Origin of the sequence: Gordonia sp. CNJ-863, assembly GCF_001942325.1 — a bacterium.
GTDB classification, from domain to species: Bacteria; Actinomycetota; Actinomycetes; order Mycobacteriales; family Mycobacteriaceae; genus Gordonia; species Gordonia alkanivorans.
Genome location: NZ_MKKG01000033.1, coordinates 322,209 through 347,391 on the forward strand (window position 1 = coordinate 322,209; position 25,183 = coordinate 347,391).

A 25,183-nucleotide genomic window follows, 5' to 3' on the forward strand; every position below is an offset into this window, starting at 1 on the left:
TATGTTCCGGTTCGACTGGCTCTGGCGTCTCGTTGTGGTACTGGCTTCGATCGCGGTGGTCGGTGGCGCGCTGGCCGGGTGCAGCGAGGAGGAGCAGGCGGGCCCCGATGGGGTTCCGCTGCCGTCTGATTTTCCCGTCACGCAGGTGCCGCTGATCGACGGGCACGTGCTGTCGGCGAGCGGTACGCGCGCCGACGGCTGGGAGGTCACCGTCCAGGGTCCGGCGAACGGCGGCAACCAGCTCGAGGCGGCGACGAAGAAGCTGACCGACGCCGGTTACGTCGAGTCGCATCGTTCCACCGAAGGCGGACAGTCCGTTGCCGTGCTGTCCGCGGCCAAGGGTGGGTCGACCTACTGGGTTCAGGTCGGCGCCTCCCCGCAGGCCGCCGGTGGCGGATCGTCGGTGTTCTACCTGGTCAACGTCGAGTAGGTTCGTCCGCGGCACCTGCGTGGTCCCGGACAGCGCCGTACAGGAAATCCCGCAGCCGCGTCTCGAAGAGCCGGCGCGGGGTGAGGTGGTTGGCCGACAGCGCTCGGGACAGGTGCGGCTGTGTGTCGGGCGAGACATGCCCCGCGGCGGACGACCGGCTGTGCGGAGGCTGCGACGCCTCCATCAACACGGCGCCGACGACGAGGCTCTGCACGCCTTCCAGGATTCGGACCTGGAGCTCGGTGGGGACACCTGACGCGGAGAGAAACGACGCACAGTCCTCCTGAACGGAGACGAACCGCACGCGCGGAAGATGCGTAACCAGGAGCGGTGCCGCGTTCCGATGTCGGAGGACCGACTGCCGGAAGTTCAGGGAGATCCCGATCAGGTAGTCAGGCCAGTCCGGTCCCGGCTTCACCCGAGGTCTCCGACTCGGTCCGGCGACGCGGAGAGCGACTTCGGCGAGCAGCTCGTGCTTGTCCCTGAAGTGGTGATAGAGCGACGGGGCGCGGACTCCCAGCTGCTCTGCCAGTCGCGGAAGGCTGAACGCATCGAGTCCTTCGGTGTCGATGATCTCGAGCGATGCCTGCACTGCCGCGTCACGGTTGATCAACGGTTTGGACGGCCGTGGCATCAGTCACCCCTTTGGTTGTCTCGCCTTCGCGGACAGGACGAGAACGGCCGTGCGAACCCTCACTCCAACCGGCGCTCGGCATACGCCCGCAGGTTCTCCACCTGGTCGGGGTCGAGCGACGGACGGACCCGGCTCCTGGCCTCGGTCACGTCGTCGGCGGTGACCACCGCGGCGTTGATGTCGCGTCGCATCGCCGACAGTGCGGCCTCGCGGAGCAGCGCCGAGCAGTCGGCGGCGGAGTAGCCCTCGAGGTCGGCGGCGAGTTCGTCGAGGTCGATGTCGTCGAGCGGGACGTCGCGGCCGCTGGTGCGCAAGATGTCCCCGCGGGCTGCGGCATCCGGCGGCGGCACGAAGACCAGGCGTTCTAGGCGGCCGGGTCGCAGCAGCGCCGGGTCGATGAGGTCGGGGCGGTTGGTCGCGCCGAGTACGACCACGTCCTGCAGCGGTTCGACGCCGTCGAGTTCGGTGAGAAGCGACGCGACCACACGGTCGGCGACCCCGGAATCGGTGGATTGCCCTCGACGAGGTGCGAGCGCGTCGACCTCGTCGAGGAAGATCAGCGACGGCGCCGACTCGCGGGCGCGGGCGAACAGGTCACGGACCGCCTTCTCCGACGAGCCGACCCATTTGTCCATCAGCTCAGCACCTTTGACGGTGTGCACCGACAACTGGCCGGATGCGGCGAGCGCGCGGACGACGAAGGTCTTGCCGCATCCTGGCGGGCCGAAGAGCAGCACACCGCGGGGCGGGTCGACGCCGAGCCGGGCGAAGGTGTCGGGATGCTGCAGCGGCCACAGGACCGCCTCGGTCAGCGCCTGTTTGGTCTCGACCATGTCGCCGACATCGGCGAGCGTGATCGAACCGAGTGCCACCTCGGGGGAATCCGACCGGGACACCGGCCGGATCACGTCGAGCGCGCCCACGAGATCCTCGGTGCGGAGTGCGGGTTCGGATTTGCTGCTGCTGGCGCGGGTCGCGGCGCGCAGCGCGGCCTCGCGGGTGAGCGCGGCGAGGTCGCCGGCGACGAAACCCGGGGTGCGTGCGGCCACCGACTCGAGGTCGAGGTCGCCCTCGGTGGGAACCGTCGACAGGATCGCCGCCAACAGCCGTCCGCGGGTGGCGGCGTCGGGCAGTCCGATGATCAGTTCGCGGTCGCACAGCGACGGGTCGCGTAGGCGCGAGTCGAGGCGAACGGGTTCGGCGGTGGTCGCGACGAGCGCGATACGGCCATCGGAGATGCCCGAGCGCAGCTCGTCGAGGACAAGGGTGGCGACCGGCTCCGGCTCGGATGGCAGGAGGGCGTCGATGTCGGTGATGAGCAGGACCCCGCCGGTGGCGCGGGCGCGGGCCACCGCGTCGGTGACCGTGCGCAGGCGGGTGTTGGGTTCGGTGGCGCCGGTCGTCGGGCCGTCGACGGTGACGAGGGTGCGCTTCGCGCAGACCGATCGGACCAGCGTCGCCTTGCCGCCACCGGCCGGCCCGGTCACCAGGACGCCGAGACGAGGCGCGGCGCCCAGGGTGCGCAGGACGTCGGGCTCGTCGAGCGTGATCGCCAGCCATTCGGTGAGCTTGGTGATCTGCGAGTCGACGCCGACCAGCTCGGACACCGGCCGGACCGGGACGTCGGGCTCCTCGACCGGGACGCTGCCGACGGGAGCCGGGATCGTCGGCGGTGCGTTGACCGGGGTGTCGGGCACGATGCCGAGCGCACCCGGAATCCGCGGCGAACCGAGACCGGCGCGGTCGCCGAGCGGGGGCACCTCGCCTGCGGTCGTCGACCACAGCACCGCGGTGTTGGTCTGCACGCTGACGGGGGAGCCCGGATCGGTACCCGTGACGGTGAGCAGTTCGGTGGTCCAGGTGATGCCGACGGACCGGGCCAGGGCGCGCGTCGCCTCGGTCGCGGCGAGTTCGGGCCCGAGGTCGCGGGGCAGCAGCGACACCGCGTCACCGACCGAGAGCACCTTGCCGAGCAGCGCGCGCCGGAGCGTGGACTCGGTGATCGACTGGGTGGCCAGCACCGAGCCGTTCACGACGACCCGGCTCGCGCCGTGCACGACCACCGGGGCCAGCACGACCGGGGCGTTCTCCTTGACCCCGGCGTTGGAGAAGAGGATCTCGTCGAGCAGGACGGTCCCGGTCGGCGCCGACGCATCGGTCGCCGCGACCACCGCGGCGGTCACGCGGGCGCCGGTGATCGACACGGCATCCCACTCCCGCAGCGACAACGCGGTCAGCACCTCGGGGTGCACCCGGATGATCCCGCGGCGTGCCTCGGCCGCGGAGGTGTTGAGTCGGGCGGTCAGGGTCAGGGACACCCGTGAGCTCATTCGGTCTCGCTTCCGTTCTGATCGGCAACCGGTTCGGAGCTCTGCACGGCGACCGGCGCACCGGTGGGACGGTTGAGGCCCAGCCTGCGCTGCGACTTCAGGACGGGGCGTCGTCGACGGCCACCCGGCGCGGTCTTCGACGCCTTCCGCTGCGCACGGCGCTCGGCGGGCTTGTCGTCCCAGTGCTCCGGCCGCGAGGCGACCCACCGACGCGAACGCCACGCGAACGGGATGTGGATCGCGTAGGCGGCGATGCCGATCATCATCAGCAGGTAGGGGTAGGTCAGCAGGAGAGCGGCACCGACCGCGACGAGGACGAGCAGACCGGCGACCGCGCGCGGCGGGATCGACGCGGTCTTCAGGGACGCCGTGGGAACGCGGCTGACGGCCAGGAACGCGACCAGGACCAGCCATCCGCCCACGGCGGGCACCGATGTCCACCAGCCCTCGCCGAACTGCTGGGCCAGACCGATCGGCAGCAGCGCGCAGATGGCGGCCGCCGGTGCCGGGACGCCGACGAAGAAGTCCCTCGTGTACCCGGGTGCCTCGTCGTCGTCGAGCAGGGTGTTGAACCGGGCGAGGCGCAACACGATCGCGCAGCAGTAGATCAGCGCCAGCGCCCAGCCGAGATCCTGGCCGTCGAGCAGGAAGAAGTAGACGATCATCGCCGGCACCACGCCGAAGTTGATCGCGTCGGCCAGGGAGTCGATCTCGGCGCCGATACGGCTCGTCGCGCCCATCAGCCGGGCCACCCGTCCGTCGATGCCGTCGAGGAACGCGGCGGCGACGAGGAGACCCATGGCGACGTCGATGTCGCCGGTGGTGGCCGCGCGCATCGCCGTCAGTCCCGCGCAGATCGCGAGGATCGTGAGCGACGACGGGATGATGATGCGTCCCGCCTGCGCCTGCTTGCTGAGCCGGCGACGTTCGGGTTCACGTGGCTTGGACGGTGCGGGGCCATGGGCCTGCGCCTGGCGTCGTGCTGACCGCGCGGTGGGGACGCGGGTCTTGGAGGAGCGGGACGGCCGGCGGAGACCGGGGTCACCGGCCCGGCGTCCGGCGGGACCGTCGGATGAATTCGCAGCCTGGGGGTTCACGGGCCGGATCAGAGGTCGAGGTAGGCGAAGGGGGTCTCGCCGCCGACGGCGCGCTGACCCACCGAGACGCGGGGTGTGGTGCCCTTGGGGAAGTAGACGTCGACCCGGGAACCGAAGCGGATCAGTCCGTAGGTGTCGCCGAGCCGCAGGGTGTCGCCGACCTTCGGGTCGCAGACGATCCGGCGCGCGATGAGCCCGGCGATCTGCACGACCGCGAGGTCGGGTCCGGCGCCGCCGCCGGTCGCCCCTCCGCTTCTTCTCGTCGTACGGATGGTCATGGTGGTGCGTTCGTTGTCACGGCTGGCCTCGGGGAGGTCCGCGGACAAGAACGCGCCCGGGGTGTGCGTCACCGCGGTGACCGTACCGGCGATGGGCACACGCTGGACGTGCACGTCGAAGATCGACAGGAAGGTCGAGACACGGGGCAGCGGATCGCTGCCCAGACCCGCCTCCGCCGGTGGGACGGCCTCGTCGACGAGTGCGATCGTGCCGTCGGCGGGTGCGACGACCACGCCCGGCTCGGTCGGTGGGACACGGCTCGGGTGCCGGAAGAACGCGGCACAGGCGCCGGCGGTCAGTGCTGCGGGCCGCGCGATCCAGCGGTGGCGGCGTCCGAGGAACGCGACCGCCGCGGGGGCGGCGACGAACGGGATACCGGCCGGATGGATCGGCGGGATGGTCTCACGGGCCAGGTCTAGGAAATGGGCGACACGGCCGGTGTTGCCCTCGTCCGGACGCGGACGTCTGGCCACGATCTACCTCCTGTTGTGCCCGATGCGGGCCGTTCGATGAAACCTTGCGCACCACGGGTCGGGTACGACTTCGGTCCAGCTTAGAGCTCAGCGCAGAACGAGCACGTCGACCGGAGTTCCCACGGCCAGACCGTCGGTCTCGGTGGGCACGTCGATCAGTGCGTCCGCCTCGGCGAGAAAGCGGAGGTGATGGGAGCCGGGCGGGCCGATCGGGTCGACGACGACGCCCGATCCGTCCTCGTCGGTCCGGAGGACTCCGCGGAGGAACTGCCGCTTGCCCTGCGGTGAGCGGATGTCGGCGCCCAGCCGGGCGGTCACCCGACGTCGTTGCGGTGGCAACCCCATCGCGGCGCGGAGTGCGGGCCGGATGAAGACTTCGAAGGACACCAGGGCACTGACCGGGTTGCCCGGGAGTGTGATGATCGGCACGGTGGGCCCGGGCGTTCCGTCGGGCCGGTCGGACGCGGTGTGGTGACCGCAGCCCTGCGGCATACCGGGTTGCATCGCGACCTTCACGAACTCGACGGACCCGGTGGCCGACAGCGCGTCCTTCACGACCTCGAAGGCGCCCGCGCTGACACCCCCGGACGTGATGATCAGGTCGGCCTCGCCGGCGACCTGGTCGAGCCGGTCGAGGAAGTCGCCGGTGTCGTCCGGGACGAAGTGCACATGCCGGCCGATCGCGCCGGCCTCGATGGCGGCGGCGGTGAGCATCGCTCCGTTCGACTCGTAGATCTGGCCGTGCTGCAACGGTTTTCCGGGTTCGACGAGCTCGGAGCCGGTGGACAGGACCACGACGCGCAACGGCCGGGCGACGGTGACCTCGGCGATCCCGAGCGCGGCCAGCAGCCCGATCTGCGGCGCCCCGATGACGGTCCCGGCGGGCAGGGCACGGACGCCCTGCCCGATGTCGGAACCCGCACGCCGGATGTGTTTTCCGGACTCGACCGGTGCCGTGAACGTGACCGTCTCCGCGGCCGCGACCGGGCCGACCGCCGCGTCGGTCAGCTCCACCGGGACGACGGCGTCGGCGCCGGCCGGCAGCGGGGCACCGGTCATGATGCGATGCGCGGTGCCGGGGGTCAGTGCGAGAGCGTCGGTGCGTCCCGCCGGGATGTCCGCGGCGACGGGCAGCGTGACGGGGGAGTCGGGGGAGGCGTCCGCGAGATCGTCGGCGAGGACGGCGAATCCGTCCATCGCCGAGTTGTCGAAGCCGGGCAACGAGAGCGGCGCGTCGACGTCGGCGAACGTGGCCCTGCCCAACGCCTCCGGCAGGGACAGCCGGACGGGAACGGGTGGGCCGAACAATGCGGAGACGACGGCCTGATGCTCTGCGACGGTACGCATGCGCCTCAGGATGCCAGGTGAGCGGACGCGTCTCGTCGGGGTACCCGGTTCGAGGGATGCCTGCACTGCGTCGCCGGGGACCGCGGACTACATTCGTGCCCATGGCATTGGGTCTGCTTCTCGACATCGACGGGGTGATGGTCACCTCGTGGAAGGCTCTGCCCGGCGCGGTGGAGGCCGTCTCCCGCCTCGCCGACCGCAAGATCCCGCGGATGTTCCTCACCAACACCACCTCGCGCTCGCGCAACGAGATCGCGGAGCTGTTGAACGACTGCGGCTTCTTCGTCGATGCCGACGAGATCCTGACGGCCGCGAAGCTGACCGCCGAATACGTGGGGTCGACCTTCCCGGGCAAACGGGTCTGGGTTCTCAACCAGGGCCCGATCGCCGAGGACATGACCGGGGTCGAACTGACCGACGACCCGGCGGATGCCGAGGTCGTGGTTCTGGGTGGGGCAGGTCCCGTGTTCACCCACGACGCGCTGTCGAAGGTCCTCGAGATGCTGCTCGACGGAGTGCCGGTGATCGCCATGCACCGGTCGATGACGTGGTCGACGGCCGACGGGCTGTCGATCGACACGGGCGTCTATCTCGAGGGCCTCGAGAAGGCGTCGGGCAAGAAGATCAAGGCGATCGGCAAACCCTCGCCGCTCGGATTCCGCGCCGCCACCGACATGTTGGGGCTCGAGCCCAACCAGGTGGTGATGGTCGGCGACGACATGCACAACGACGTCCTGGGTGCACAGGCGTCGGCGCTGATCGGTGTGCTGGTGCGCACCGGCAAGTTCCGCGAGGAGGCGCTCGATGCCCTCGCGCGTGACGAGTTCGGGCCCTTCCCGGACCACGTCATCGACTCGGTGGCCGACCTCCCCGAACTGATCGACAAGATCAGCGGAACCTGACGGGTATCACGGGGTTTCAGACGCGGTCGAGCTGGCTCTCGGCCGCGCGCTTGATCTTGCCGAGGGTCTCGGCCATGCCCAGCTGGAGTTCGGCCTCGAAGGAATCGGCGCCGCCGAACAGCTTGTCGACGAGCAACGACGACACCTTGGTGGTGGAGCCGTTCACCTCGCGGCGCTCGGTCACGGTCACGCCCGAACCGTTCGGGGTGATGGCGTAGCTCCACACGGTGTGGTTCTCGGCCACGCGGAAGGCGATCTCCTGGTTGGGTGTGAAACGCACGACCTTGGAGGTGGTCGGCCACACCAACGGGCCGCGGCGGTTGATGTTGATGGTCTTGGTCCCCAACCCGACGGTGCCGCCGCGGATGATCATCTTCTTGCACTGCGGGCTCCACTCGCCCATGCGCTGGAGATCGGAGATCACCGACCACACCTGCTCGGCAGATGCGTCGATGTCGATGGACTCTTCGATGAGTGATGCGGTCATGGTCGCCAACAGTATGGGCTTGTTGGCGCACCGTCAATAGGTTGCTGGCGGACCGTCAATAAGCCTGGTGGTCGCGCCGGAAACCGCTCAGACCAGCAGGGTCATGCCGATGACGGCACCGATGCCGACGAAGACCGCGGCGGTGATCCAGCCGGCGGGGTGCTCGTCGTTCTCCAGCAGCAGCGTCCCCAGCTTGCCCGGGGTCAGCCAGTCGATGAGCACGAACGACCACATCATCACCGCGATCGTCAGGACCACGTAGGCGACGGTGTAGAGCAGCGCGCGCCACAGTTCGAGGAGTTCGGTGTCGATGACCGAGCAGACCAGCACGATCGACAGTCCGATGACCATCGAGGTGGCGAGGATGACGGCGTTGCGGTTGTGGTCGACCCACACCAGCTGCCGAAGCCGGCCGGGGGTCACCACGTCGAGCGCCACGAACCCGACGACGAGCAGGGTGATCCCGACGAGGCTGAACGACGCCCCAGCGGCCAGATTGTCACGCAGCAAATCCATCCGAGTCCCTCTCTCCTCACCGAGCTGTGCTGAGGAAACAGTATCGGTGGGCCGGCGTGCGGGGTGGGAGGTGCCGGGATCCGTGGCGGTACCTCTTTGCTCCCTGAGGTGCGAGCCGAAGCGCACCTCAGGGAGGGAGAAGAAGTGTCAGCCGACGCTGAGCATGTCGTAGGACGCCAGGTCCTTCGACAGCTTGGTGACGTGGGCGTCCGCGTCGCCGAGGGTGTGGCTGATCGCGGTCAGGCGACTCACGTAGTGCGCGATCGGGTACTCGGCGGTCATGCCGATGCCGCCGTGCATCTGGATGGCCTCCTGGCCGATGAGGCGTGCCGAGCGAACGGTCTGCAGCTTCACCCGCGACGCGATGGCCGCGTCGGCGATACCGTCGGCGAGGGCGGTCGTCGCGTACAGCACCAGGCTCCGGGCGAGCTCGAGCTGGACGTACATGTCCGCGGCGCGGTGGGTGAGCGCCTGGAAGGTGGCCAGCGGAACACCGAACTGCTTGCGCGACTTGAGGTATTCGACGGTCAGCTCGAGGCTGCGCTCCATGGCGCCGAGGGCTTCGGCGCACAGTGCGGTCTGGATGCCGATCTCCGCGTTGGCGATGAGCTCCGACGCGTCACCGCTGCCGAGGCGGGTGGCCTGGGCGTCGTTGAACGTGAACTCGGCGCCGCGTCGACGATCGTGCGTGCGGTACGCGGTGCGGGTGACGCCCTCGGCGTCGGCGTCGATGAGGAACAGGCCCACCTCGTCGCCGACACGTGCCGAGACGATCAGCTTGTGTGCGGAATCGCCGTGTCCGACAAGGGTCTTGGTGCCGTTGAGCACGCCCTCGGCAGTGGCGGTGGTGGACACCGCGGCCACCGGCCAGCGGTCGCCGGGCTCGTTGTGGGCGAAGGCCATCAGCAGCTCACCGGAGGCGAGGCCGCCGCGCAGCTCGGCGCGGGTCGCGTCGTCGGCGGCGTCGAGCAGCGAGCCGGGGACGAGCACCGAGTCCAGGTACGGCTCGGGGGCCAGGGCGCGACCGAGTTCGGTCATCACGCTGGTGAACTCGACCGGTCCGGCGTCCATGCCGCCCTCGGACTCGGGGAAGGTCAGGCCGAGGATGCCGATCTCCGCGAGCGACTTCCACACCTTCTCGCTCCAACCGAGATCGGTGTCGGTCACCTTGCGGAGGGTCTCCACGTCGTAGGTCTTGGTGAGGACCTCGCGCACGGTGTCGCGCAACATCCCCTGTTCTTCGGAAAGCTCGAAATCCATTGTTGTCCTTGGTCTGTGAAGTCGAAGTGAGGTCAGAGGGGTCGGCGGTCAGAGACCGAGGACCGCCTTGTCGATGATCTGGCGCTGGACCTCGGAGGAACCGCCGTAGATCGAGACCTTGCGGTAGTTCAGGTAGGTCGGGGCGGCGAGCTGGGCCCACTCGGGAGCGGTGACCGCTGCGCTGCCGTTCGCGGCGTCGACGTCGACCTCGGCGACCGGGAGCGAGTCCGGTCCGGCGATGTCGGCGATGAGTTCCATCGCGGCCTGCTGCAGCTGGCTTCCCTTGAGCTTCAGCAACGACGACGCCGGGTTGGGCTTGCCGTCGGCCGACGACGCGGCGACGCGCAGCTGGGTGATCTCCAGGGCGAGCAGCTCGTTCTCCAGTTCGGCCAGGCGGGTGGCGAACAGCGGATCGTCGAGCAGGGTGCCGTTGGCGGTCCGGGTCTCCTTGGCGAGCTCCTTGGCGCGCGCCAGCTTCGACTTGGTGTAGCCGACGCGGGCGATGCCGTTGCGCTCGTTGCCGAGCAGGAACTTGGCCTGCGTCCAGCCGCTGTTCTCCTCGCCGACCATGTTCTCGACGGGCACGCGGACGTCGTTGAAGAAGACCTCGTTGACCTCGTAGCTGCCGTCGATGAGCTGGATCGGGCGCAGCTCGATGCCCGGGGTGTCCATCGGGATCAGGAACATGCTGATGCCGGCCTGCTTCTTGACGTCCGGGTTGGTGCGGGCGAGCAGGAAGATCCAGTCGGCGTACTGGCCCAGCGTGGTCCAGGTCTTCTGGCCGTTGATGACGTAGTGGTCACCGTCGAGGACCGCGCGGGTCTTGAGCGAGGCGAGGTCGGAGCCGGCCTCGGGCTCGGAGAAGCCCTGGCACCACCAGATGTCGAGGTTGGCGGTCTTGGGCAGGAACTTCTCCTTCATCTCCTGCGACCCGAACTGGGCGATGACCGGACCGATCATGCTGACGTTGAACGGCAGCGGGTCGGGGACGAACGCCAGGCTCATCTCCTCGCGGTAGATGTGGTGCTGGATCGGCGTCCAGTCCTTGCCGCCCCACTCGATCGGCCAGCTCGGCGTCAGGATGCCGTGCTCGTTGAGGACGCGGGATGCCGTGACGATGTCGTCGGGGTAGTTGAGGCTGCCCTCTTCGTTCCGCTTGCGGAGGTCCTCGGGGACCTTCGCGAAGATGCCGCGCAGTTCCTCGCGGAACGCCTCTTCCTCCGGACTGAACTTCAGGTGCATGGGTTCTTCTCTACTCCTGTCGGGGGTTGCCGGGTGTTCGGCGACACCAATCACGGACCGTCTGCCTGGGAAGACCTGGAAGACCGACCGCTGACTAAGCGCTTGCTTAGTGATAAGTTGCACTATGCCGCGCATCAAGGGCGGTGTCAATCGGCTGGAGAAGGCGCGAGGTCGCCGAGCGAACGAGGGGGTGAACGTGGTCTCGTCGACCGAACCGACGACCCGGATACAACCGGTCGCGGCCCGGGAGCGGTTGCTGCTGGCCGCTGCCGAGGCGTTCGCGGCGAAGGGCTTCAACGCCACGACGACCCGGGACATCGCCAACGGCGCGCAGATGAGTTCGGCGGCGGTCTACGTGCACTTCCGGTCCAAGGAGGAGCTCCTCTTCGAGCTCTCCGAGGCGGGGCACCGGATCATCCTGGGCATGATCGACGAGGTCGACGACCCGGCGGTGGCGCCCGCCGAACGCCTGGCAACGGTCGTCGGCGCGTTCACCGAGCACCACGCGCGCGAGCACGTACGCGCCCGCGTCGTGAACTACGAGTTGGGGTCGCTGGCGCCCGATCACCTCGAGACGGTCATGGAGTTGCGGCGGGAGATCACCCGCCGGGTGCGGGCGATCGTCGATGCGGGAATCGAGAACGGCGACTTCGACGTCGCCGATTCCCAGGCCACCACCAACGCGATGCTGTCGATGGGCATCGACGTCGCGCGCTGGTACCGCGCCGAGAACTCTCTCCCGCCCGAGGAGATGGGGAAGTTCTACGCGGAGCTGGCCACCCGGATGGTGGGGCTGCGGGACCGGGGCTGACCCCGGCGTCCGTTCAGGATTCGCCGACCGCAATCGGTTCCGGCGCGTCTTCCGTTGCAGTGGCGGCCACCTCGGCCCTGGTCGCGGTACGCCGCATGACGACCGCGAGTGCCGCGCCGAACAGTGCGACGGCGAGGACGTAGCCGACGTACCCGATGACCGTCGCGCGAAGTCCGATGTGGGACACGACTATTCCGGCTATCACCGCCGGCACGCTGAACGCGAGGTAGCTGGCGACGAACACCGAGGAGAAGACCTGTCCGCGTTGGGCGGGAGGCGTCGCGGCGGTGATGTTGTCCATGGCGCTGAGGAAGGTCGCCGCCCATCCGGAGCCGGCCACGAGCGAGCCGAGGATGTAGAGCGGCAGGACCTCGGTCATGACGCCGGACAGCGAGATCAGCACGCCGATCGCGAGGGTCGGGTAGCCGTAGGCCTGTTTCACCGTCGCCGGCCGTCCCGTGATGAACAAGGAGGTGACCGTCGCGCTGGCGAAGAAGGTGAAGAGGATGAGCCCGGCCTCGCCGTGATTGGTGACCCCGAAGACGCGTGCGACGACGGAGGAACCGAGCGACAGGTACAGCCCGCCGAGGGACCAGGTGGCCACCAGGGTGGGGGCCGACGCGAAGAACACGGGGCGGACCTCGCGGGGCACCCGAACCTGGGGTGCGAGGGTCGTGGCCAGGTGCCGGCGTGAGGTGAAGGCCACGCGCTCGCGGGTCTCGGGGACCACGAGGAGTGCGATGAGCAGCGCCGCGAACAGGCCGAGGATGACCTCGTAGACCAGGATTCGGGGCGCGGGTGCGTACTCGACGAGCAATCCGGCGACGCCGACGCCGGTGGCGAGGCCGAAGGCCGGGGCGGCGCCGATGATCGTCGAGCCGAGTCGTGCGGTGGGCTGGAGGTCGACGGTGGTCGCGGTGAGGGTGCCCATGGCGGCGCCGGTGGCGAGGCCCTGCAGCGCGCGGGCGGCGAGCAACGTACCCACGTCCTGGGCCACGACGAAGAGCACCATGCTGGCGATCAGCAGGACGAGCGCGACCGCGAGCACGGGACGTCGGCCGATGTGGTCGGACAGCGACCCCACCGTCAGCAGGCTCACCAACATCGTGACCACGTAGACGGCGAAGACCAGGGTCAGGGTGAGCGACGAGAAACCCCAGAGCTCCTGGTAGATCGGATACAGCGGCGACGGGGCGGCGGAGGCGAAGAGCACCATCACGTACGTGGCCGCGATCAGCCAGAACGCACGGTGGGGATGTAGTGGCGCCATGTCGTCTCCTTAACGCAAATGCGTTTGCATTTAAAACGACGATAGGCGCGGATGCCTTCCAAAAGCAATTGGATTTGCAATAATGGCCGCATGGCTATGGGAAATGCAGCGTCGCGGGCGGACGCAGCGATGGCACCTCGCGCGACGCGGCCAGGCGGTAGGAGCGCGCGCGTGCAGTCGGCGGTCTATGCCGCGGTCGGGCAGCTGGTCGGCGCGGGCCAGCGCGACACGATGACCATCCCGGAGGTCGCCGACCTCGCCGGCGTCAATCCGACCAGCATCTACCGCAGGTGGGGCTCGATCGACGCGCTCCTGGGGGAGGTGGCGGTCGCCGCACTGACGCAGGGCGAACCGTTGCCCGATACGGGTGTGCTCCGCGACGACATCGCGGAGTGGGCGAGCGTGATCGCCGCCGACGTCGGCCGGCCGAAGCGTCGGGCGTACCTGCGTGCGATGGTCGCAGCGCGCGACGACGTCGTCGAGGCGTGTCCGTGCTGGGAGGTCCGCCGCGAGCAGGCGGAGGAGATGATCGCGCGGGCCTCCGAGCGCGGCGAGGCGACGCCGTCGGTGCGCCAGCTCCTCGACCACGTGATCGCACCGCTCTACCACCATGCGGTCTTCGGTCTCGCCGTCGACGACGCCTACGTCGCCGAGCTGGTCGACGATGTTGTCGCGATGCTCGGAGCGGCCCCGGGGTCCGCCGGAGGGCGATAGGGTCCGGGCATGAAGAAGGTTCACGCGTTCACAGACGACGCACTCGGTGATCTCGACGCCGTCGGCATCGCCGACGCCATCGCCGCCCGGGAGATCTCGGCCGCCGAGGCGGTCGAAGCGGCTCTCGCCCGGATCGACGCGGTCAATCCGCAGCTGAACGCGATCGCCTTCGACGACCGCGAGCGAGCTCGCAAGCGCGCCGTCGACAGCGACTTTCCGGCCGGGTCGTTCGTCGGGGTGCCGTCGATCATCAAGAACAACACCGATTTCGCAGGGCTGCCCACGTGCCACGGGTCCGCTGCGGTCGCGCCGAACCCGGCGTCGGCGAACGAGGCGTTCACCAACCAGTTCCTGGCGACCGGGGTCAACCTCGTCGGGGCGTCGAACATGCCGGCCTTCGGGCTGACCGCGACGACCGAATACGTCGACCGGGAGCCGACCCGCAATCCGTGGGACACCGACTTCTCCGCCGGCGGCTCCTCGGGTGGTTCCGCCGCGCTCGTGGCGGCGGGTGCACTGCCGATCGCCCATGCCAACGACGGTGGCGGATCGATCCGAATCCCCGCTGCCGCATGTGGTCTGGTGGGGCTGAAGCCGAGCCGGGGCCGTACCGCGCCGGCGAAGCAGACCGAGGATGCGCCGATCGACCTGGTGTGCAACGGGATCGTGAGCCGATCGGTGCGGGACACGGCACGGTTCCTCGACGACTCGCAGGGTTTCCGGCCCGGCCCCGGCCTGCCGCCGGTCGGTCTGGTGGAGGGGCCGGGGGAGAAGCGGCTGCGGATCGCGCTGATCACCGAACCGATCACCGGGCAGCTGCTCGACAGCGACACCCAACGGTGCGTCACCGATGTCGCCGAGCTCGTCGAGTCGCTCGGCCACCGAACAGAGATGGTGCCGCTGCCGGTCGACCGCGTCTACATCCGGCAGTTCATCGACTACTGGTCGTTGCTGGCCTTCGCGCTGGACCGCACCGGTAAGCGACTGCACGACAAGGGTTTCGATCGCAAGCAGTTGGACTCGTTCACCCGTGGGCTGTCGCGCAACGCCTTGCGACACTTCTATCGCATGCCGTCGTCGATCCGCGGTCTCCGACGCTCCACCGCAGCGTTCCGATCGCTGCACGAGCAATTCGACGTGATCTTGTCGCCGACCCTCGCGCACCTCCCGCCGGAGATCGGCTACCTCGACCCGGGTATCGATTTCGGTGAGGCTATGGACCGTCTGACGCGCTATGTCGCGTTCACGCCCGCGAACAACACGTCGGGTACCCCGGCGATCAGTCTGCCGCTGGGACAGTCGAAGTCGGGGCTGCCCGTCGGCATCCAGCTCTCCGCCGACCTCGGCGACGAGCGCACCCTGCTGGAGCTCGCGTTCGAACTCGAAGCCGCCCGGCCGTTCGCGCGGATTCAGGACGCCTGACCGGCGATTCCCGCGCTGACAAACCCACCACTGATCGGCAAACCCGCCACCTCGCAGGGTGACGGGTTTGCCGAAAAGGGGTGGGTGTGCGAAAAGGCTAGTGCTGCACGGCCTTCTCCGCGCCGATTCCGGTGAGGGAGCGAACCTCCATCTCCGCGTTGCGTTCCGGGGTCCCGACGTCGCTCGGCGAGGTCAGGGTGCCGACGATGCCGAGGACGAAGGCCAGCGGGATCGACACGATGCCCGGATTGGCCAGCGGGAACCAGGCGAAGTCGGCGCCGGGGATCATCGCGGTCGACGAGCCGGACACGGCCGGCGAGAAGACGATCAGCAGGATCGTGGAGATCAGGCCGCCGTACATGCTCCACAGGGCGCCGCGGGTGTTGAAGCGCTTCCAGTAGAGCGAGTACACGATCGTCGGCAGGTTCGCCGCCGCGGCGATGGCGAAGGCCAGGGCCACCAGGAAGGCGATGTTCTGACCGTTGGCCAGGATGCCGAGCACGATGCCGAGCACGCCGAGCACGACGACGGTGTAGCGCGAAACGCGGACCTGGTCGTCCTCACTCACCTTGTTGCGCTTGATGACCGACGCGTAGATGTCGTGGGCGAACGATGCCGACGCGGTGATCGCCAGGCCGGCGACGACGGCGAGGATCGTGGCGAAGGCCACCGCCGAGATGATGCCGAGCAGCACCACACCGCCGATCTCGAACGCCAGCAGCGGTGCCGCCGCATTCTGTCCGCCTGCTGCGGCGAGGATCTTGTCCGGTCCGACCAGCGCGGCCGCGCCGTAACCCAGGATCAGGGTGAACAGGTAGAAGGCGCCGATGAGCGCAATCGCCCAGACCACCGACTTACGAGCCTCTTTCGCGGTCGGCACGGTGTAGAAGCGCATCAGCACGTGCGGCAGGCCCGCGGTGCCGAGGACCAGGGCGATGGCCAGCGAGAGGAAGTTGATCTTGGACTCGAGCGAACCGCCGTACTGGGCGCCGGGTGCGAGAACGTCACGCGAGGCAACCTTTTCGCTGCCCGAGCTGCTGATGGCGTCCTGGGCGGCACCGAGGATCGACGACAGGTTCATGCCGAACTTGGCGAGCACGATGAAGGTCATGATCGCCGCGCCGCTGATGAGCAGCACCGCCTTGATGATCTGCACCCAGGTGGTGCCCTTCATGCCGCCGATGAGCACGTAGACGATCATCAGCGCGCCGACGACGGCGATCACGATCGACTGGCCGACACGACCCTCGATGTCGAGGAGCAGGGCGACGAGGCCACCGGCACCGGCCATCTGGGCCAGGAGGTAGAACAGCGAGACCGCGAGGGTCGAGATGGCCGCCGCGAGACGGACCGGTCGCTGCTTCAGGCGGAAGCTGAGGACGTCGGCCATCGTGAACTTGCCGGTGTTGCGCAGCAATTCGGCGACGAGCAGCAGCGCGACGAGCCAGGCGACGAGGAAGCCGATGGAGTAGAGGAAGCCGTCATAGCCGTAGACCGCGATGGCGCCGGCGATGCCGAGGAAGCTGGCCGCCGACAGGTAGTCACCGGCGATGGCGATGCCGTTCTGCGGGCCGGAGAAGCCGCGGCCGCCGGTGAAGAAGTCCGCGGCCGAGTTGTTGTTCTTGCTGGCCCGGATGACGATGTACATCGTGACCGCCACGAACGCGGCGAAGATCGCGATGTTGGCGACCGGGCTGCCGACGGTGGCGGCGAGCGTGGTGGTGTGGACGGAGGTGTTCACAGTGACGGGCCGCCTTCCATCTCGTTGCGGAGGGCCTCGGCACGCGGGTCGAGTTCGCGGTTCGCGAAGCGTACGTACAGGCCGGTGATGACGAATGTGGTCACGAACTGCAGCAGTCCGAGGATCAGACCGAGGTTGATGTTGCCCCACACCTGGATCGCCATGAAGTCATGCGCGAAGGCGCCGAGCAGCACGTAGATCGCGTACCAGATCAGGAAGAACGCGGTCATCGGGAAGATGAACTTGCGCAGGCGCGCCTTCAGTTCCTGGAACTGAGGGCTGTTCTGCATCTCGATGAACTGCTCACCCGCCGGCGTATGCGGTGGTGCCGCTGCTGGTTGGTCGATGTTCGACACGCTGTCCTCCAAGTCGATGGGGGCCACGGCGGTGGAGGCCGCTGTGATGGCACTTCGGAGAACAGCCTGATTGAGGCGCAGATCACACCGCAACTGGTGTCGTGGGTCACACGCCGAAGGTTGTGCACTGTGCGACGGACGGTCGATCAGATCCGACGAACGGTGAACGGTCAGCCGCCGGGAAGCCGGTCGACGCCCATCCCGACGCGTTCGGGGACGTGCATCCGCGCGAAAGTGCGGGCGAGATCGCCGGGCAAGCGTCGTCGGGTCGCGAGGCTGACCAGCACCATCGTGCCGAAGGCGAGTGGCACGGTGACCGCGCCCGGATAGCCGACCAGCGCGGCCGGCCAGCCGCCCAGGGCGTCGTCGTCGATCACCCCGGCGATCGCGAGCGAGGTGGCTGAACCCGACGACACCCCGCCGACGATCAGCCCGGCGATCGCACCGGTCGACGTCAGGCCACGCCACCAGATGCCGAGGACGAGCAGCGGACACAGCGTCGACGCGGCGACAGCGAACACCAGCCCGACGGTGCGCGACAGTTCCAGTGAGCCCGCCGCGAGCGAGAGCGCGATCGGGATGGCGCCGCCGATGATCGCGGCGATGCGGAAGTCGCGGACGCGCCCGCGGAAGACGTCCGTCGCCAGCGCGCCGGCCACCGACACAAGCAGGCCCGACGACGTGGCGAGGAAGGCCGCGATCGCACCGGCCGCGACCAGCGCGGCGAGGATCTGCCCGGCCAGGCCACCGATGGCGGCGCTCGGGAGGAGGAGGACAGCTGCGTCGGACGTCCCGGTGATCAGCAGTTCGGGCACGTAGAGACGAGCGAACACCCCGAGCAGGACGGGGAACAGATAGAACAGCGACAGCAGCGCGATCGCGGCGAGCGCCGTTCGACGGGCCGTGCGGCCGTCCGGGTTGGTGTAGAAGCGCACGAGGACGTGCGGCAGGCCCATCACGCCGAGGAACGTGGCGAGGATCAGGGAGAGCACCTGGAACAGCGGGTGGCGACCGCCGAGACCGCCGCCGGGCGCCACCCAGTCCGACCCGTCGACCGGGGCTCCCGCCACGACCGGGGTGGCCGCGCCGGCGTCGAGGAAGATGACGGAATCGGCTGAGATGACATGACCGCCGGGGGATGGGATCGGAGCATCGACCACCGGCGAGCCGTCGAGCGTGCCGGTGACGCGCACCCCCTTGGTCTCGGCGACGGTGACCGAGACGTCGGTGGTGACGTCGACGGTGGTGGCGGTCGTGACCCGCGGCGGTGCGGGCTCGCCGACGTTCGCCGGGTCGTTCGCGAACACCCCGATCAGCACGAGGGTGGGGATCGCGATGGCGGTCAGCTTGAGCCAGTACTGGAATGCCTGCACGAACGTGATCGACCGCATCCCGCCGCCGACGACGTTCACGATCACGATGAGGCCGACGCCGACCGCCCCGGTCCAGACGGGTGCGCCGAGCAGGATGTTGAGAGTGAGTCCCGCACCCTGGAACTGGGGGATGAGGTACAGCACGCAGACGACGACCACGACCACCATCGCGGTCTTGCGCACGGCGGTCGAGGAGAGCCGGAACTCGGCGAAGTCGGGCACGGTGTAGGCGCCCGAACGACGCAGCGGTGCAGCGACGAACAACAGCAGACCGAGGTAGCCGGCCGTGAAACCGACCGGGTACCAGAGGGCGTCGGCGCCGTACTTCGCGACAAGCCCGGCGACACCGAGAAACGACGCCGCGGACAGGTATTCACCCGACACGGCGGCGGCATTCCACCGCGACCCGACGGCACGCGAGGCCACCAGGAAATCCGACGTCGTTCGGGAGAATCGGCCGCCCCAGGCCCCGACCGCGATCGTGGCGACCGCGGCGGCGAACAACGCCACGGCGGTCAGCATGTCGACGCCGCTCACGTCCGGCCCGGATCGCCGGGATCGTCGTCGACGAGACTCATGAAGTCGCGCTCGGCGTGCTCGGCCAGCCGCACGTACAGCAGTCCCGTCAGATACAGCACCGGATAGGCGAGGAGTCCGAGGACGAGCCAGGTGATCCGGATGCCGAAGAGGGTCGTCTCGGCCACGCTCGGGACCAGCACGGCGAGCAGAGGTATCGCCACCACGACGACGAGCAGGCTCCCGCCGAGGCGCAACGCCAACCCGAGCTGAGCCCGCATCAGACCGCGCACCAGCGCGTCACCGACCTCGGTCTGTTCCTGGACCTCTACGCGCGTGCGCACCATCCGGGCGCCACGCCGTGAGGCGAGGACGACCCGTTCGCGCTGCGGCGGATTCTCAGACATCGCCGCGACCGGCGGGGGAACGATACTGGCGCAACGGGTCCCGGATGAGCCGGTCCTTCAGGTCGCGGACCTGACGCCGGCTGACCGGCAGCTCCACCGCTTCCGACGCCCCGTTCGCGCGCACACTGACAACGGTCCCGCTCCCGGTGGTCCGCAGGCCGGTCACCATGGGCAGGGCCACCAGGTAGGAACGGTGAACTCGGGCGAAACCCTTGTCCTGCCAACGTGATTCGAGGGTCGACAGTGGGATGCGGACGAGGTGCGCGCCGGACTCGGCGTGGAGTCGGGCGTAGTCGCCCACGGCCTCGACCCACGAGATCGAGTCACGCCGGACCAACGAGGTCACACCGCTCATCTCGACCGGGATCACGTCGTCGGAGGCGGCTCGTGGCGCACCCGATGGCGCCGGGGGAGGAGTGCTCGCGGCGGGTTTGGCGCGGGCGTCGAGGCTGGCGCGGACCCGTCCGAGCGCCTGGGCGAGGCGCACCTCGCGGAGTGGCTTGAGCAGATAGTCCACGGCGCCGACCTCGAAGGCGTCGACCGCCTTGTCCTCGTGCGCGGTGACGAACACGATCGCGGGAGGCTGTGCGTACCTGGCGAGGACGCCGGCCAACTCGAGTCCGGACAGGCCCGGCATGTTGATGTCGAGGAAGATCGCGTCGACCCGGCGGGAGTTGAGTTCACGGAGTGCGCCGGTCGCATCCGTCGCGTCATGTACCTCGGCGACCTCGTCCTGCCGGTCCAGGAGGTAGCGGAGTTCGTCGAGAGCAGGGGGTTCGTCGTCGACGGCGAGCACCACCAGCCCGGACATCCATCTCCTCCCGACTGCTGCGCTGATGCGCGACGGCGGACACGAGGATCGTACCGCGTGGGCCGCGTCACACAGCAGATCCGGCCGCCCCGTCCGCCTGCTGATTCTCTGATTCCGGAAAAAGTCCGGTCAGGTGGGTGTGCCCGTCGGCTGCCTCGATACCCTGTCCACGGCCATCCCGACGTCAGACGGACTCACCGAGGAAGTCGCTGCACAGCGTCGCCTCGATGCGTTGGACGCAAGATAGGAAGAAAGTCACTGTGTTCTCCCGGTTCAAACCCAAGAACGATCTCTTCTACGGGTTGTTCACGTCCTCGGCCCAGTGCCTGGCGGATGGGACCAAGACCCTCACCGGCCTGCTGGAGCCCGAACCGGACTTCGAGGGGATCGCGCGCCGGATGGTCGACCTCGAACACGACTGCGACCGCATCACCCACGAGATGTTCCGCACGGTCAACTCGAGCTTCATCACGCCGTTCGACCGCTCCGACATCTACGTCCTCGGTTCGAGCCTGGACGACGTCATGGACCACATCGAGGCCGCGACCCACCTCATGGCCCTCTACGGAGTCACCGAGCTCCCGCAACACCTGCGCGAGATGATCGAGATCCTCGACACCTCGGCGAGCGTGACCGCCGACGCGATGCCGCGACTCGCCGGAATGAAGGACCTCGAGCGGTACTGGATCGAGATCAACGCGCTCGAGAACCGCGCCGACCACACCTACCGGACCTTCCTGGCCTACCTGTTCGACGGACACCTCGACGCGCTGACCGTGATGAAGCTCAAGGACGTGGCCGACGAGCTCGAGGACGCCGCCGATTCCTTCGAGAAGGTCGCCAACATCGTCGAGACCATCGTCCTCAAGGAGTCGTGACACACCCGTGTTCGCACTTCTCGTGGTGATCGGTCTTGCCATGGCCTTCACGTTCACCAACGGTTTCCACGACTCTGCCAACGCGATCGCGACCTCGGTGTCGACCCGCGCCCTGACGCTGCGCGCGGCGCTGGCGATGGCCGCCGTCGGCAACCTGATCGGCTCCTTCTTCGGTGCCAAGGTGGCCAGCACCGTCGGCTCGGGGATCATCGACCTCAAAGCGGGACCCGACGCGCTGATGCTCGTCGCTGCGCCCTCATCGGTGCCATCACCTGGAACCTCATCACCTGGTGGTTCGGCCTGCCGTCGTCGTCCTCGCACGCGCTGATCGGCGGCATGGTGGGCGCGGCCATGGTCGCGGGGGTCACCGTGCTCTGGGCCGGCGTCGTGGAGAAGATCCTGCTGCCGATGGTGCTGTCGCCGCTTGCCGGCTTCGCGCTGGGCGCCGCGGCGATGCTCGCGATCATGTGGCTTTTCCGCAACGCCTCGCCGGCGATCACCGGCCGGCGATTCCGGCACGCACAGACCGTGTCGGCCGCGATGATGGCGTTCGGCCACGGCATGCAGGACGCGGCCAAGACGATGGGCATCGTGGTTCTCGCACTCGTCGTCGCCGGATACCAGGACGACTACTCGATTCCGCTGTGGTGTTTCCTGCTCACCGCCGTGGTCCTGGCCATCGGTACCGCCACCGGCGGCATGCGGATCATGCGCACCCTCGGCCGCAAGATCATCGAACTCGACCCGCCGCAGGGCTTCGCCGCCGAGGCCACCGCCGCCTCGGTGCTCTACGTCGCCTCGGCCGGCCTGGGTGCACCCATCTCGACCACCCACGTGATCTCCTCGGCGATCATGGGCGTGGGGTCGACCAAGCGCACCAGCGCCGTGCGGTGGGGCACCGCGGGCAACATGGCCGCCGCCTGGGTGACCACCTTCCCTGCGGCCGCCGCTTTCGCCGCCGCCACGTTCCTGCTCGCGAAGATGGTCTTCTAGCTCTCAGGGTCGGATGCCCGCCCGGAACTTCGGTACCCGCATGCCCACCTTGGTGCCGGCACCCACGGCCGTCTCGACCACCAGTCCGTAGTCGTTGCCGAACGCGGCGCGGAGGCGATGGTCGACGTTGGTGAGCCCGACGTGCGCGCCCTCGCTGTGGTCCAACGCGTCGAGCGCGCCGCTGCGCAGGAGTTCGGGATCCATGCCGACGCCGTCGTCCTCGACGGTGATGACGCAGTCGGTGCCCTCGTCGGCCGCGGTGATGGTGATGGTGCCGCCACCCTTCGACGCGAGTCCGTGACGGACCGCGTTCTCCACGAGCGGCTGAAGCGCGAGGAACGGTACGACGACGTTCAGGACCTCCGGCGCGACGTGCAGCCTCACGTCGAGTGAGTTGCCGAAGCGGGCGCGTTCGAGGGTGAGGTAGCGGTCAATGTTGCGCAGTTCGTCGGCCAGCACGGTGTACTCGCCGCTCGCGCGGAACGAGTAGCGCGTGAAATCGGCGAAGTCGAGCACGAGTTCGCGGGCTCGGTCGGGGTCGGTGCGGACGAACGAGGCGATCGTGTTGAGGGCGTTGTAGATGAAGTGCGGGCTGATCTGCGCGCGGAGCGCGAGCACCTCCGCCCGGTCGAGGCGGGCGCGGGAGGCGTCGAGTTCGGCCAGTTCGATCTGGCTCGAGACGTAGCGGGCCACCTCGGCGACGGCACCGAGCATGCCCGGGCCAGGCCGGCGGGTCGTGGCGACGACGAGGACGCCGACACTGGCGTCGCCGGCGACGAGAGGCTGGGCGATGAGGGCCCGCACCGGCGACTCCGCGCCGCACGGGTCGGAGACCAGGACCCGACGCTGGTCGCCGGTCGCCGAAGCCGCTGCCCTGGCGGCCTCGCGCAGCATGTCGGGGTCCCAGATCTCGTCGTCGTCCGGGTCGTGGGCGAGCCGCCGCGGCTCGTCGTCGAACAGGGCGACGGCCTCGGCGGAGGTCAGCGTGCGCAGATGGGGGAGGGCTTCGGCCGCCGACTCCTCGGTGAGTCCGGTGCGCAGCGATCGCGCCGCCAATGACGCGGTGTGCAGCGCCATGTGCACCGTGCGTTCGGTGGGGGTGGTGACCTGACGCCGCGTCCGGACCAACGCGACGAGGCCGAGCACCATGACCAGCAGCAGGATCGACCCGATGATGGCCACGTCGCTCGACATGGTGTCACCCTAGTTGACACCATCGGTCACAAGCGGTGTCTTCGGTTGACGCCGCCGCTGGAACCGGGTGCGTGAGATGTCGCGAATCGTGTTGCCGCGCGCGACGATACGCGACATCTACGACGTGAACCGTTCAGTAGATCGCCCACTCGCCCTGTGCGTATCGCAGGATGCGCGGGTCCATCAGGGTCGACGGTGGCAGGTCGAGCGGTTGCCGATCGAGCGAGAAGACGGTCGCCGCGGTCAGCTGCTCCGGACTCAGGAATCGCAACGGCCCGGGAGCGTCGACCGTCGGGCTGATCGGCCCGTCGGCACCTGCGAGGTGAAACCCCAGTCGCCGAATGCCGGGACGTCGACGTGGTACGGCGTGGCCGGCAGTCCGGCCTCCCTCATGGTGGAGGCGATGCACCAGAACGACTTCGGCGCGAAGTACGGCGAACCCGCCTGCACGACGACGCGACCGTGCTCGGCGAGGTGGGCGCGGACGAGTGCGTAGAACTCGGTGGAGTACAGCTTGGCGGTGGCGGAGTCGTCGGGATCGGGCATGTCGACGATGATCACGTCGAAACGTCGGTCCGTCTGACGCAACCAGCTGAAGGCGTCGGCGGTCACAACCTCGGCACGCCGATCGGTCATCGACCCCCGGTTGAGCGAGGTCAGGCGGGAGTCGGTGCGTGCCAGCCGGATCATCTCCGGGTCGAGTTCGACGAGGGTGACGTCGTGCGCGTCGGGGTATCGGAGGACCTCACGCAGCGCGAGGCCGTCGCCGCCGCCGAGCACGAGCACCGACGAGCGCTCACCCGACATCGCGGGATGGACGAGTGCCTCGTGATAGCGGTGCTCGTCGATCGACGAGAACTGCAGGTCGCCGTTCAGGTACAGCCGGGTGTCGGGGCCTGCGCCGGTGGATCGCTCGGTGATCACGATGTCCTGGTAGGCGCTCCGGGCGGCGGCCACGATCGGGTCGCGGTAGAGCGCCTGCCGGGCGGTCACCTCGAAACGGGCGGACAGCATCAATCCGGCCACGAGCGCCGCGACCACCGCCAGCGCTCCGGCGGACAGCAGGGCGAGTTGGCCGCGGCTCAACGACTTCCGGAAGATGACGAATACGAGGAAGCAGCCCGCCGCGGCGTTGACGAGTCCGACCACGAGTGCCCCGCGCAGCTGACCGAACAGCGGCAACAACAGGAACGGGAAGCAGAGACCGCCGAGCAACGCGCCGATGTAGTCGACGGCGAACATGTCCGCGACCGCCGCACCCGGCTCCTGGCGTCGAATCCGTTGCAGCAGCACCATCAGCAACGGGATTTCGGCCCCGATGAGGACGCCGAGGACGAAGGCCACCACGATGAGCGCCGGCGTGTAGAGCTCCAGGTAGGCGAAGGCGGCGTAGAGAGCCATCACCGACAGGCCGCCGAGGAGTGCGAGCAGTAGCTCGATGACCGCGAACGCGGCAACCGAGTGGGGTTGGAGCGGTTTCGCGGCGAGGGAGCCGACCCCCATGGCGAACACCATCACCGCGAGGACGATCGACGCCTGCGTCGCGGTGTTGCCGATCAGGAAGGACCCCAGGGACACCAGCGCCAGCTCGTACACCAGACCGCATGCGGCGCAGACGAACACCACGGCCAGCAGAGCGGACCGCGCGAAACGTGGCCGCGCGGAGAGCGGTTCGGTGGAGGTGTCCGTGAGTGTCACAG

Annotated in this window: 22 protein-coding genes and 2 pseudogenes; 7 read left to right on the forward strand and 17 right to left on the reverse strand. The window is 68.8% G+C overall.

The genetic code is table 11. The annotated features are described in order from the left end of the window. Position 1: 1 nt before the first annotated feature. Entirely contained in the window at positions 2-430 is a 429-nt protein-coding gene (locus BJF87_RS17345) for a hypothetical protein (RefSeq protein WP_035754937.1), read from the forward strand. On the opposite strand, the gene BJF87_RS17350 is transcribed toward BJF87_RS17345, so the two are convergent. The 5 genes from BJF87_RS17350 to glp all read right to left on the reverse strand — a co-directional run bounded on the left by BJF87_RS17350 (position 417) and on the right by glp (position 6,590). Next, positions 417-1,064: a TetR family transcriptional regulator gene (locus tag BJF87_RS17350; protein ID WP_035754935.1), complete on the reverse strand. Its 648-nt coding sequence runs from the start codon at positions 1,062-1,064 to the stop codon at positions 417-419. The two genes, BJF87_RS17345 and BJF87_RS17350, sit on opposite strands and share 14 nt — an antisense overlap. A gap of 59 nt (positions 1,065-1,123) precedes the next feature. After that, entirely contained in the window at positions 1,124-3,394 is a 2,271-nt protein-coding gene (locus BJF87_RS17355) for an AAA family ATPase (RefSeq protein WP_035754930.1), read from the reverse strand. After that, positions 3,391-4,491, reverse strand: coding sequence for a phosphatidylcholine/phosphatidylserine synthase (locus tag BJF87_RS17360; RefSeq protein ID WP_006358092.1), 1,101 nt, complete (start codon positions 4,489-4,491; stop codon positions 3,391-3,393). The genes BJF87_RS17355 and BJF87_RS17360 overlap by 4 nt, the downstream gene beginning before the upstream one ends. An 8-nt stretch (positions 4,492-4,499) precedes the next feature. Next, the gene (locus BJF87_RS17365; RefSeq protein ID WP_006358091.1) at positions 4,500-5,243 is read right to left on the reverse strand and encodes a phosphatidylserine decarboxylase; all 744 of its coding nucleotides are present in this window, start codon (positions 5,241-5,243) and stop codon (positions 4,500-4,502) included. 87 nt (positions 5,244-5,330) lie between these two features. Further along, a complete protein-coding gene (glp, locus tag BJF87_RS17370) occupies positions 5,331-6,590 on the reverse strand; it encodes a gephyrin-like molybdotransferase Glp (RefSeq protein ID WP_006358090.1) in 1,260 nt (419 codons plus the stop codon). 101 nt (positions 6,591-6,691) lie between these two features. Here glp and BJF87_RS17375 point away from each other — a divergent pair, with 101 nt between their 5' ends. Further along, the gene (locus BJF87_RS17375; RefSeq protein WP_005199098.1) at positions 6,692-7,492 is read left to right on the forward strand and encodes an HAD-IIA family hydrolase; all 801 of its coding nucleotides are present in this window, start codon (positions 6,692-6,694) and stop codon (positions 7,490-7,492) included. 16 nt (positions 7,493-7,508) lie between these two features. On the opposite strand, the gene BJF87_RS17380 is transcribed toward BJF87_RS17375, so the two are convergent. From BJF87_RS17380 to BJF87_RS17395, 4 genes are all read right to left on the reverse strand, one after another. Beyond that, positions 7,509-7,979 (reverse strand): SRPBCC family protein, encoded by a 471-nt coding sequence (locus BJF87_RS17380; RefSeq protein WP_005199097.1) that lies wholly within the window; start codon positions 7,977-7,979, stop codon positions 7,509-7,511. A gap of 87 nt (positions 7,980-8,066) precedes the next feature. Next, entirely contained in the window at positions 8,067-8,495 is a 429-nt protein-coding gene (locus tag BJF87_RS17385; protein WP_006358089.1) for a DUF350 domain-containing protein, read from the reverse strand. Positions 8,496-8,642: 147 nt separating this feature from the next. Then, entirely contained in the window at positions 8,643-9,755 is a 1,113-nt protein-coding gene (locus BJF87_RS17390; protein WP_006358088.1) for an acyl-CoA dehydrogenase family protein, read from the reverse strand. Between the two features lie 48 nt (positions 9,756-9,803). Further along, positions 9,804-10,997, reverse strand: a complete 1,194-nt coding sequence (locus BJF87_RS17395) for an acyl-CoA dehydrogenase family protein (RefSeq protein ID WP_006358087.1) — start codon at positions 10,995-10,997, stop codon at positions 9,804-9,806. Between the two features lie 124 nt (positions 10,998-11,121). Here BJF87_RS17395 and BJF87_RS17400 point away from each other — a divergent pair, with 124 nt between their 5' ends. Beyond that, entirely contained in the window at positions 11,122-11,808 is a 687-nt protein-coding gene (locus BJF87_RS17400) for a TetR/AcrR family transcriptional regulator (protein ID WP_006358086.1), read from the forward strand. A 13-nt stretch (positions 11,809-11,821) separates the two neighbouring features. On the opposite strand, the gene BJF87_RS17405 is transcribed toward BJF87_RS17400, so the two are convergent. Then, positions 11,822-13,078 carry an MFS transporter gene (locus tag BJF87_RS17405; RefSeq protein ID WP_006358085.1) on the reverse strand — a complete coding sequence of 419 codons (1,257 nt, stop codon included), beginning with the start codon at positions 13,076-13,078 and terminating at the stop codon, positions 11,822-11,824. 90 nt (positions 13,079-13,168) lie between these two features. On the opposite strand from BJF87_RS17405, the gene BJF87_RS17410 reads away from it, so the two are divergent. Next, positions 13,169-13,792 (forward strand): TetR/AcrR family transcriptional regulator, encoded by a 624-nt coding sequence (locus BJF87_RS17410; protein WP_035754924.1) that lies wholly within the window; start codon positions 13,169-13,171, stop codon positions 13,790-13,792. A gap of 9 nt (positions 13,793-13,801) precedes the next feature. Beyond that, positions 13,802-15,214 carry an amidase gene (locus BJF87_RS17415; protein WP_006358083.1) on the forward strand — a complete coding sequence of 471 codons (1,413 nt, stop codon included), beginning with the start codon at positions 13,802-13,804 and terminating at the stop codon, positions 15,212-15,214. Positions 15,215-15,311: 97 nt separating this feature from the next. Here the strand turns inward: BJF87_RS17415 and BJF87_RS17420 are convergent, their stop codons facing one another. The 5 genes from BJF87_RS17420 to BJF87_RS17440 form a co-directional block, all read right to left on the reverse strand. Then, positions 15,312-16,955 carry a cation acetate symporter gene (locus BJF87_RS17420; protein ID WP_006358082.1) on the reverse strand — a complete coding sequence of 548 codons (1,644 nt, stop codon included), beginning with the start codon at positions 16,953-16,955 and terminating at the stop codon, positions 15,312-15,314. Next, a complete protein-coding gene (locus BJF87_RS17425; protein WP_035754919.1) occupies positions 16,952-17,311 on the reverse strand; it encodes a DUF485 domain-containing protein in 360 nt (119 codons plus the stop codon). Before BJF87_RS17425 ends, BJF87_RS17420 begins: the two co-directional genes overlap by 4 nt. A gap of 170 nt (positions 17,312-17,481) precedes the next feature. Continuing rightward, entirely contained in the window at positions 17,482-19,221 is a 1,740-nt protein-coding gene (locus BJF87_RS17430) for a cation acetate symporter (RefSeq protein ID WP_006358080.1), read from the reverse strand. Then, the gene (locus BJF87_RS17435) at positions 19,218-19,607 is read right to left on the reverse strand and encodes a hypothetical protein (RefSeq protein WP_006358079.1); all 390 of its coding nucleotides are present in this window, start codon (positions 19,605-19,607) and stop codon (positions 19,218-19,220) included. Before BJF87_RS17435 ends, BJF87_RS17430 begins: the two co-directional genes overlap by 4 nt. Then, on the reverse strand, positions 19,600-20,418 hold the full coding sequence (locus BJF87_RS17440) for a LytTR family DNA-binding domain-containing protein (RefSeq protein ID WP_006358078.1): 819 nt from the start codon (positions 20,416-20,418) through the stop codon (positions 19,600-19,602). Before BJF87_RS17440 ends, BJF87_RS17435 begins: the two co-directional genes overlap by 8 nt. 260 nt (positions 20,419-20,678) lie before the next feature. Between BJF87_RS17440 and BJF87_RS17445 the strand changes: the two genes are divergently transcribed. Then, positions 20,679-21,296 carry a DUF47 domain-containing protein gene (locus BJF87_RS17445; protein WP_006358077.1) on the forward strand — a complete coding sequence of 206 codons (618 nt, stop codon included), beginning with the start codon at positions 20,679-20,681 and terminating at the stop codon, positions 21,294-21,296. Between the two features lie 7 nt (positions 21,297-21,303). Next, positions 21,304-22,289: pseudogene (locus BJF87_RS17450) on the forward strand (anion permease). Positions 22,290-22,292: 3 nt separating this feature from the next. Here BJF87_RS17450 and BJF87_RS17455 read toward each other — a convergent pair. Both BJF87_RS17455 and BJF87_RS17460 read right to left on the reverse strand, forming a co-directional pair. Then, positions 22,293-23,483, reverse strand: a complete 1,191-nt coding sequence (locus BJF87_RS17455; protein WP_006358075.1) for a sensor histidine kinase — start codon at positions 23,481-23,483, stop codon at positions 22,293-22,295. Between the two features lie 133 nt (positions 23,484-23,616). Continuing rightward, positions 23,617-25,181: pseudogene (locus BJF87_RS17460) on the reverse strand (polyamine aminopropyltransferase). Between the last annotated feature and the right edge of the window lie 2 nt (positions 25,182-25,183).